The organism is Christensenella sp., from assembly GCF_034927525.1.
GTDB lineage: Bacteria > Bacillota > Clostridia > Christensenellales > Christensenellaceae > Christensenella.
In genome coordinates, this window is the sequence record NZ_JAYFPU010000161.1 from 1 (window position 1) to 9,721 (window position 9,721).

Below are 9,721 nucleotides of genomic sequence, written 5' to 3' on the forward strand. Positions count from 1 at the left end.
GTAAATGTCCCTGCAGAATAGATGCCACCGCCGTCGCCCGCCGTCGCAGTATTCTGGCTGATCGTGCTTCCCGATATTATCGTAGCGCCGAGTACATAAGCGCCGCCGCCATCTCCTGTCGTCGCTATGTTCCCCGTCAATGTAGAGTTGTTGAAAACAGCGCCACCGGTCGTAGCAATGCCGCCGCCCTGCGTTGCCTGGCAGTTTTTGATCGATGCTCCATTGAGGGTGATTGTGCCCGTGCCCGTCGTGCTTATGCCGCCGCCATCTGCGGGCGCATTGCCCACAAGCTCTACCCCTTCAAAGGTCAGGGTAATGCCCATTGACGCATCCATATGACGGATGTTCCCTGCAACCAACAGCTGTACCGTACCGCCTGTAGAACGGAACGTCAGATTCTTATTTACCGTCAAAGGCGTAACCGTGATCGTGATGTTATTCGAAATCTCCACCACACCGCCGGGTGCAGCGCTCGCAATATCGTTGCGCAGCGTCGTTTCGTCACCGGCCGCAAAAGGTGCAATCAAGGAATCATCCAACTGTTCCAGCGCTTCAGCCGCAATGCCGTTTGCCGTGTTATCCTGCACCGGTTCTGCCGGTACCGTCATTTGCTCCGGCCCTTTTACAGGTTCCTCTGCCGGAACGACCGGTTGTTCTGTTTGCTCCGACGTCGCCTCAACACTGGGGATAGCCGTTTCTTTTGCCTGTTCCCCGGGCTGGACTGTCGGCTCATTCTCCTCTTTCTTATCGCCCTGCTCCGTTATGTTACCAGCATTGTCCGGTATCGTTTCGTCTGCATATGCAATACTGAAAACGCCCATAACAAGTACGACCGAGAGTAATATACACATTAACCTCTTTTTCATATTTTTCCCTTCCTGCCATTGTCGCTCTTAAAAAGAAGACATTATATTTTTCTTGATTACTATTACTAACCAAAAACAAGCGATTATAACAATAATTATTGCTTTACAAAGCGAAAATTATTCATATTTGGTATATAGTCCAACGCCCATCATACCAGTTTACTTGATATAATCAATACCCATAGCATCAGAATAGCAGGATTTTAATCTTTCTTTATATTTTTGGTTTTTTTCACCCGTAGCAGGCTTATATAAACAGTATTATTATATTTCAGTAAAAACTCACTTTAATATTTGTAAAGGATGGTGGTCACATGTTGTTCCAGAGATTGTTTTCTCCTATCAAATTATGCGATCTTACGCTCAAAAACCGTATCGTTATGCCTGCTATGGGTACAAAGTTTGCAAACGAAGACCGCACGGTCAGTAAGCAGCTGATCGATTATCACGTCGCCCGCGCAAAAGGCGGATGCGCCCTCAACATTGTGGAGGTAGCGAGCGTCCATGCTCCTTCCGCCCCGCGTAAATTTGTCGCCATTTATGACGATCAGTTCATTCCTGGCTTAAAGCAGCTGACAGATGCGATCCACGCGGCTGGCGGCAAAGCCTCTCTCCAGCTATGGCAGGGCGGCCTTGCCGCCAGCTTCGACGAGCAATGCCAGATTTTACTGCCCTCCGAAATGCCTGTTTCGGCAGAAATCACCCTGCCGGCGGCAAGCAAGGAAGATATCGAAGCAGTGATCGAGTGTTACGGGCAGGCAGCACGACGCGCGGTGGAAGCAGGCTTCGACAGCGTGGAAATACACGGCGCGCATAACTACATGATACACAGCTTCTTGTCGCCCTACTTCAACCACCGTACAGACGAATATGGCGGCAGCGAAGAAAACCGCTTCCGTTTTCCATTGGCTGTTGTCAAAAAAGTACGCGAGAACCTGCCTAACGGTATGCCCCTCTTTATGCGTGTGGGCGCGCATGACGATTTCTTGGAGGGTGGGCTGACGATCGAAGACACCATCGCGTTTTGTAAACAGGCAAAGGCGTCCGGCGTGGATGTTCTTGACGTCAGCCGCGGAAACATTGTTTCCGCAGGTATCCAGTTCGAGGTCCCTCCTGTTGACTTGCCGCGCGGTTTCAACATAGAAAACGCGGCCCGTATCCGCAGGGAGACTGGCTGTATCACAATGGGCGTTGGGCGCATCAACGACCCGCAATTTGCAGAAGACATCCTGCAGGCCGATAAGGTCGATCTTATTGGCATGGGGCGCGCCCAGTTGGCCGATCCTGATTTTTGCATCAAGGCGCAAGGCGGCAATATAGACGATATCACGCGCTGTATTGGCTGCAACCAGGGCTGCTATGATGGTTTTGCCGATAAAACGCGTCCGTATATTTCATGTATGATGAACCCGGCGGTAGGCCGGGAGACAGAATATGAGTTAAAACCGGCTGCGGTTCCCAAAACCATTCTCATTGCGGGCGGCGGCCCGGCAGGGCTGGAATCCGCGCTGATCCTAAAGCGCCGCGGACATCGTCCCATCCTGTGCGAATCTTCCTCGCGTCTGGGCGGACAATTCCTGCTGGCGGGCGAAGCGCCGCGCAAGGTAGAGATGAAGGAAGCCGTTATCCACTTGGGCAGGCAAGCCGAAAAAGAAGGTGTGGAGGTACGTATGAACACCCCCGTCACACCCGCATTGATAGAAGAAATCAAGCCGGACGCCGTTTTTTGCGCGATCGGCGCAAAACCCATGATACTGAAAGTCCCCGGGGCGGAGCTGCCAAACGTGGCGGACAGCCACGACGTGCTTGACGGGCGCGTACTGCCGCAGGGCAAGGTGGTCGTGATCGGCGGCGGGCTTGTCGGGCTGGAGGTCGCAGAATTCCTGCATGAAAAGGCGTGCGGCGTTACCATTGTCGAAATGCTCAAGGAGGCTGGCGGCGATCTGGGCGACACGCGCAAGGCTGCCGTTATGGGCAACCTTTATGGTGAAGGCATAGAGATTGTGACCAATGCAGAGGTTGTTGGCATAAACGGTAATTCTGTTTCCATTAAAATTGACGGACAATCAAAAGAATTGCCTTGCGATTATGTGGTCGTCGCCGTGGGCGCGGTATCGCGCGACAGCAGTGATCTGGAGGAGACATGCCACAGGCTTGGTATCCCGTGGTTTATTATGGGCGATGCGCTAAAAGCGCGGCGTACATTGAATGCCATTGCGGAAGCCGCGGATATTTCCAGAAATTTTGACAGATAGGAAAGACAGGAGTTTAAGCGGCATAATATTACTTAAACTCCTGTTTTTTTAATGCCATAATATTGTTATCATTGCTTTGACGGAAGCTCTATGATCTCATCCGCCAATTCCCCATACCAACCTTGCGCCTTGTTTACGATATTATTTTTCAAATGTAAAATAACAAGGCAGGTATCGCCCTCAAGCGACTTGCCAGAATAATATTTTTCCATATCGGTAGATAACGCTTCCTTTTCTTTGTATCCGTTCGCCCGAAGGGAATTATCGGCATGATCGAGGCTGCTGCCCGCTTGAAAACCACCAACGGCGATCGGCGCCTCAGGTGAGGTGATGAGCAATCCTGCCGCCTCAAGCTTTCCATCACGTTCGATAAAATTTACAGTAAACGTATCGTATACATAATTTGTCACAAGGATGTCGCCAAGTTTTTCCGTTTTGATTTCACCTGTTTCTCCATATCTCTCAGCAATTGCTTCCGGCGGCATTTTCTTTGTGGTAAGCATCGTAAAATCGCAATCCAATCCATAAGATACAACCGAATCATATCCTGTGGAAACATATCCTTCCATCGTACTCCCTGTGATCTCAAAGCCCCGCAAATTGATCTCACATTCTTCCACGAATGCGTCGTATGTTGCATCACTCCATGAATAATATGCAAAATAGCAGGCATTGCCTTCATCCGGAATGATATACAGCGATCTGGACAGTGATGTTGTCGTCAGGCGTAATGTTACGTTTCATAAAATCACGCAGGTTTTCCGTGCTCTGTGTATAAGATGTCTCCGGAATATAGAGCACCGCCATTTGCAGATCGTCCCTTCCATATACCTCAGCATCCGCATTAAACCAAGCAATCCCGCCTTCCTCCAAATACTTCGGCTCCAATATCTCCCATTCATAGGGAATCTCCATGCTGAATCCAAGTATTTTATCTTCATAATGCATGTTGCCGTTAAGCGATTCTTTGGCGGAATCCATTATATCCATCACGCCGCGCATCATAGAACCGCAGCCGGTAAAATCGAACATAGTAAAAATATGCAAGTCACTAAAATACAAATTTTTTCAAATTCCTTATATTCATTGCATTCGTGCCTCCCTACAACATCAACCTTTTTTTACTATACACTTTCCCATTATCTTTTACATGCCATCAGCAAAGCGCACAAAAAAAAATTGTCGAAGGCAGTGTTTCATCATGGGCGATGCGCTGGAGGCCGCAGATATTTCCAGAAATTTTGAAGTACTCTTCTTCGTAACATTCGATCATACTGATCAGACGAATTTATTCCAAAAAGGTGACTTGTTCAAACCTTTCCTTGCCCCCATTCCCATTAGTATTCTTCTCTATTATTGGTTGCCATTCTGAAGCGCTGCTCCGTTTTCCCGGCACTCGTTCTAGTCGTCCGCGTTCTTTTAATCGATTAAATACTCTTTTCATTTTATTGGCATCCGAAATCCCTGTAAGTTTACGGGCTATTGAATTGCTAATAGTATTATGAACTTTCAGATATTCCAATACAATAGTATCAGCATCTGCTAACCGTTCATGTTTTATTATTACCAAAACACTTGTATCGTTTTTAACTATCTGGGGTCTTTGAAGCTGCATTTTCATCATTGCCTCAAAAGCAGCATTAAGTCCTTCACCTGCATCTTTATTGGTCGGAGAAGGAAATCTTGAAATCAAACGTACCAGCCTAGCATTCCTAGAATATTGTTCTTTCAATATGTTTAGTGGAGTAATATGACCGGGAAGTTTTCCTGTGCTTTCAATTTCTATTCTGTTCGTATAAATCCTTACTTGAATATCAGTCAAAACACTATGCGCGATTTAAATAATAAATAAAATCGTATATAGACACAACAAAACCCGCATTGATAGCGGGTTTCATCGTATAATGTATTGTATTGACAATATAGATACCGTCTAAAAGTCAAGGATGCTTTTATTTTTAAAAAACGCCTTCGAAAGTCAAACATCTTCGGCAAGCTGTTCGAGGGGCAAGAAAATATTACTGAGAAAGCAATGGGGCTTCATCTTTGATATTCGCGTCCTTAAGACCGTATTCTGCCAACGGAAGACGCTCTCCAACCGAATATATGTTTGTCTCAGGAAATCAATGCCTGTTCCTGCAAAAATTCTTTTGCCACTGCCTCCGGCGTTTGTTGAAGCTCATCCACTTTGTAATTGAGCGCCATCATGATCTCATCTGTCAGCAGGTCGCCAAGCGTTTCAAGCAGCGGCACGATCTCCGGGCACTCCGCGAGTGCATCTGCACGAATGATAGGCATGGCGTAATAAGGCGGAAAAAACTGTTTGTCATCTTTCAGAGTTTTCAGCCCAAACTTTTTTAGCAGTCCATCGGTCGCGAACGCATCGATCACGTCTACTTCCCCTTGGATAAGCGCTGTATAACGCGGCGCTCCATCAAGCGCAAAGGATTCCTTCATCGTAAATCCGTATGCCTTTTGCAAGCCCGGCAGTCCATCTTCCCTGTTAGAAAATTCGAACACCGTTCCCGAGCGCAACTGCGGGGCAACCTTCGCAAAATCGCTGATCGTTTCCAAGCCATATTTTTCTGCCGTTTCCTGCGTGACTGCCATCGTATACGTGTTATTAAAACCCATTTGCTTGAGCACATCTATGTTATATTTTTCTTTAAAATCCTTTTTTACCGTATCATAGACCAGCTGCACATCGCTTGTCGGCGCATATTTAAGCGTGTCGGTATACGCGGTACCGCTGTACTCTATATACATATCGATATCCCCCTTGACAAGCGCCGCAAAACAGACCTGTGTCCCCCCGAGATCCATATTCCGCTCTACGGTAATGTCCGTGTTCCCTTCTATGATATCTGCTACCATATTTCCTATGATCGCCTGCTCGGTATAATCCTTAGAACCAATCGCAATGACCCGTCCGGCATTTGCCGGATTGTTAAACGAAGTAAAGATAAACACAAAAGCGATAAATGCCGCCGATACGATCAATATCCCTTTTCGCAACGAACCGTTCTTCTTTTTATTCGGATGGTCTCCTTTTTGCAGGCTCACAGGGGTGACCAACTTTTCTACGAGCCCCAACAGAAAGTCGACCAGCAGCGCCAGCAAACAAGCAGGAATCGCGCCCGCAAGAATCTGATTGTTGTTTACCGTGCGTATTCCCGAAAAAACAAGATATCCAAGCCCTCCCGCACCGATGAACGCCGCCATCGTCATAAGACCTACTGCGGTAACAGCTGCAATACGGATGCCCGCCATGATCACAGGCAGCGACAGCGGTATTTGCACCTTTGTTAATACCTGCGACGATGTGAGCCCTATGCCTTTTGCCGCCTCTATCATTTGCGGGTTGATGCTTTCGATACCGGTATATGTATTTTTGATAATAGGCAGCAAGGAATAGAGCACCACCGCGACGGTCGCAGGCAATACGCCGATGCCAAGGAGAGGGATCATAAAACCCAAAAGCGCCATGCTCGGAATCGCCTGTATCACATTCGCCACGCCCAATATAGGCTTGCTCACTTTGCTGAAGCGCGAGATCAATATGCCAAGCGGCACGCCGATCAAAATAGCGAGACCTACCGAGACGGCAGTCAGCTTGATGTGCTCTACTAAAAGGCGCAGTATCAGCTCATAGTTCTCAGAAATATATTCCCAAAAGCTCACTGTATCTCCCCCTCGTCAAAATCAAAATATTGCTGACTGAGCGTGGTAACAAGACTGCTTCGCGTAATCAGTCCTACAAGCAAACCATTTTCGTCTGTCACCGGCACGGCAGGCGTCCGATACTCCATCACAGTTTTCAACGCATCCAAAATCGTCTCGTCAGGCGACAATTTCGGAAAAACCGTTTCCATATAGCTTTCAGCCGTTTGCGCTTTATCCTCAACGCTTCGCAGACTGTTTGCTTTGATAATACCCAAAAGCTTCCTGCTGCGCGGTGCAACGACCATCAGGCTGTCCACCTTACTACGCCGCATTTTATCGAAGCACTTCAAAAGGGGCAAATCTTTGGACGCGGTGACCGGATGCTCGATCATAATATCGGAAACTTTGATATATTCGGGCGAAGACCATATCCGGTTTTTACCGACAAAATCAGAAACATAGTCGTCCACCGGGTTTTTCAGTATGTTCTCCGGCGTATCATATTGCAGTATCCTACCCTCTTTCATGATACATATCATATCCGCAATTTTGATTGCCTCATCCATATCGTGCGTCACAAAAACGATCGTTTTTCTCACCTCAGATTGAAGCGCAACCAGCTCATCCTGTAAATCCGAACGCGTGATCGGATCAAGCGCAGAAAACGGTTCATCCATCAATATGATATCCGGATCTGTCGCAAAAGCACGCGCAACACCCACTCTTTGCTGCTGCCCTCCGCTCAATTCTGTCGGATAACGATCCAAATACTCCTCGCTATTAAGCCCCACCATCTCCATAAGACGAAGTGTATTTTCTTGGCGTTGCTCCGCCTCCATTTTTTCCAGCTTAGGGATGATTTCAATATTTCCGCGTACAGTCATATGGGGAAACAGCCCTGTCTGCTGTATGACATATCCGATGTTTCGTCTCAGCTTCACCTCGTCGATGCTTCTGATATTTTTTCCGTTAATAAAAATAGAACCGCTTGTAGGGTTCACTAAGCGGTTGACCATTTTGAGCAAAGTGGTTTTTCCGCACCCGCTTTCCCCAATGATTACGACAAGGTTTCCTGCGTCAACCGTAAAGCTGACGTCACTTAACACTTGATTGGTTTTAAATCTTTTTGTGATGCTTTCAAAGCGAAGCATAACACCCTCCTCATAAGCAAAGTAACAACTTAATTATATCGAAAGGTTGTTACTTTGTCAAATAAGCGAACACAGTCCGACTCTATATAGCTCTATTTCCAGACCTTAACACGCTTGCCTTATTCTGATTTTTGAAGATACAGAAAATCTTTTACTCTTTGAGGGGAATCGTCCTGTGTGGTGAAATATAAAACATCTCCGTCCTGCAGCACAATATACGGGCCGGGTGAAACCATGATGGAATCTTCGCGTTTGACCGCAATGACTGTCGCACCGGTATGCTGCCAGAACTGGATATCTGAAACCGTCTTATCGATATGCACGCAGCTTCTTGTAATTTGAACCTGGAACGGCATAAATGGATTGAATGACCGGAAATGCTCTGTCGCGGAAATCAGCTCTGAAAGATACGTATTCATCTGTTCCATTTCACTTTTCTGCCGCGATATGCTCTCCTGCAAATCTTTTTTAATGGTATCGATCATCCGGCGTTTATGATACTGCTTCACAAAATCCGCGGCATTTTTACACGACTTGATCGTTACTCCGCTGCCCTTTTCAGTGGTGACAATATTCAGATCAGAAAGCACACAAATCGCGCGCCTTGCCGTCTCGGGCGAAACACGATACTGACTTGCGAGTGAAGAACGCGCGTATATCTTGTCCCCCTCTTTATATTCCTCACTTGCTATTCTTGTGGCGACGGCAACTGCAATTTGCTGATAGCGCGGAGTCACATTCTTATTTTTTTTCTCCTGATTCATATACTCTCTCTTTCAATTGTTACTATCAGATCATATCATATTTTATTTGATGTGATCTGTCAATCGTCTCAAAACATGGTTTAGCTTTCTATTTCGAGTCAATATATATAGAAATATCCTATGCCGGAAGGCTGGGCGAAACAGAGGTATGAAACCATGGATAAAATTGCCCCCAATATTTGGTTCGATCAAAACGCGAAACAAGCCGTGGAACTTTATACCTCCGCATTTGAAGGCAGCCGAATACGTTCAATAAATCATTATTTCGATGGTTTTTTTCCGGACGATATGAAGGAGCTTTCCTTGCCGGATGGCACGGTATTATATGTAGATTTTAAGTTAGGCGATCAAAGATTTGGTGCTTTAAACGGCGGCCCGATTTTCCATCCTACCCCGTCCGTTTCGTTTTATGTGCGCTGCAGTACAAAAGAGCAGCTTTCTTCGCTATGGAATACGCTCGCCCCCGGCGGTAATGTATTGATGGAGCTTGGCGCGTATCCGTTCAGCGAATTATACGGCTGGCTCAATGACCGGTATGGCGTTTCGTGGCAATTGATCTTATCGCCCGGCCAGCACGATATTTCTCCCTGCCTGATGTTTACAGGCAAAGCAAACGGCCGTGCGGAAGAAGCAATGAATTTTTATTGTAGTCTGTTTCCAGACTCCGGCATCCGTCAATTGGCTCGATACGAAAAAGACCGGAATGGCGAGGAAGGAAATGTTTTACATGCCGAATTTGAACTGGCCGGACAATCTTTTGTCGCAATGGACAGCGATCTGCCCCACCAATTTGGCTTCACCGAGGGTGTTTCTCTTATGGTTTTTTGCAAGACACAAGGCGAAATCGACTTTTTCTGGGATAAGCTAACCCAAAACGGGGAAGAACAACCCTGCGGGTGGTTAAAAGATCAGTTTGGCGTATCGTGGCAGATCGTGCCGGATGTGATGGAGCAGCTTTCGGACGAAACAGACAAAGAGCGCGCCAAACGTGTAAATCACGCACTGCTCAAAATGAAAAAAAT

The 9,721-nt window shown here is 46.9% G+C and carries 8 protein-coding genes and 1 pseudogene; 2 read left to right on the top strand and 7 right to left on the bottom strand.

From position 1 onward, the window contains the following. Window positions 1–866, bottom strand: a pseudogene (locus tag VB081_RS06600) (hypothetical protein); the annotation flags it as partial. A 314-nt stretch (window positions 867–1,180) separates the two neighbouring features. Between VB081_RS06600 and baiCD the strand changes: the two are divergent. Beyond that, entirely contained in the window at window positions 1,181–3,121 is a 1,941-nt protein-coding gene (baiCD, locus tag VB081_RS06605) for a bile acid Fe-S flavoenzyme BaiCD (RefSeq protein ID WP_323400039.1), read from the top strand. A 68-nt stretch (window positions 3,122–3,189) separates the two neighbouring features. Here baiCD and VB081_RS06610 read toward each other — a convergent pair whose 3' ends face one another. The 6 genes from VB081_RS06610 to VB081_RS06635 all read right to left on the bottom strand — a co-directional run bounded on the left by VB081_RS06610 (window position 3,190) and on the right by VB081_RS06635 (window position 8,699). Then, entirely contained in the window at window positions 3,190–3,741 is a 552-nt protein-coding gene (locus tag VB081_RS06610) for a hypothetical protein (protein ID WP_323400040.1), read from the bottom strand. Window positions 3,742–3,799: 58 nt separating this feature from the next. Continuing rightward, entirely contained in the window at window positions 3,800–4,153 is a 354-nt protein-coding gene (locus VB081_RS06615; RefSeq protein WP_323400041.1) for a hypothetical protein, read from the bottom strand. Between the two features lie 256 nt (window positions 4,154–4,409). Continuing rightward, window positions 4,410–4,943, bottom strand: a complete 534-nt coding sequence (locus VB081_RS06620) for an ATP-binding protein (RefSeq protein ID WP_323400042.1) — start codon at window positions 4,941–4,943, stop codon at window positions 4,410–4,412. A 293-nt stretch (window positions 4,944–5,236) separates the two neighbouring features. After that, window positions 5,237–6,802, bottom strand: a complete 1,566-nt coding sequence (locus tag VB081_RS06625) for an ABC transporter permease/substrate-binding protein (RefSeq protein ID WP_323400043.1) — start codon at window positions 6,800–6,802, stop codon at window positions 5,237–5,239. Beyond that, entirely contained in the window at window positions 6,799–7,935 is a 1,137-nt protein-coding gene (locus VB081_RS06630; RefSeq protein WP_323400044.1) for a betaine/proline/choline family ABC transporter ATP-binding protein, read from the bottom strand. The genes VB081_RS06625 and VB081_RS06630 overlap by 4 nt, the downstream gene beginning before the upstream one ends. A gap of 119 nt (window positions 7,936–8,054) precedes the next feature. Next, a complete protein-coding gene (locus VB081_RS06635; protein WP_323400045.1) occupies window positions 8,055–8,699 on the bottom strand; it encodes a TrkA C-terminal domain-containing protein in 645 nt (214 codons plus the stop codon). A gap of 156 nt (window positions 8,700–8,855) precedes the next feature. Here VB081_RS06635 and VB081_RS06640 point away from each other — a divergent pair. Continuing rightward, a partial coding sequence (locus tag VB081_RS06640) for a VOC family protein (protein ID WP_323400046.1) occupies window positions 8,856–9,721 on the top strand: 866 nt, incomplete at its 3' end.

Coding starts and splice junctions, on each gene's coding strand:
- VB081_RS06615 (WP_323400041.1), bottom strand. CDS start 4,153: ATGTTCGATTTTACCGGCTGCGGTTCTATGATGCGCGGCGTGATGGAT.
- VB081_RS06630 (WP_323400044.1), bottom strand. CDS start 7,935: ATGCTTCGCTTTGAAAGCATCACAAAAAGATTTAAAACCAATCAAGTG.
- baiCD (WP_323400039.1), top strand. CDS start 1,181: ATGTTGTTCCAGAGATTGTTTTCTCCTATCAAATTATGCGATCTTACG.
- VB081_RS06635 (WP_323400045.1), bottom strand. CDS start 8,699: ATGAATCAGGAGAAAAAAAATAAGAATGTGACTCCGCGCTATCAGCAA.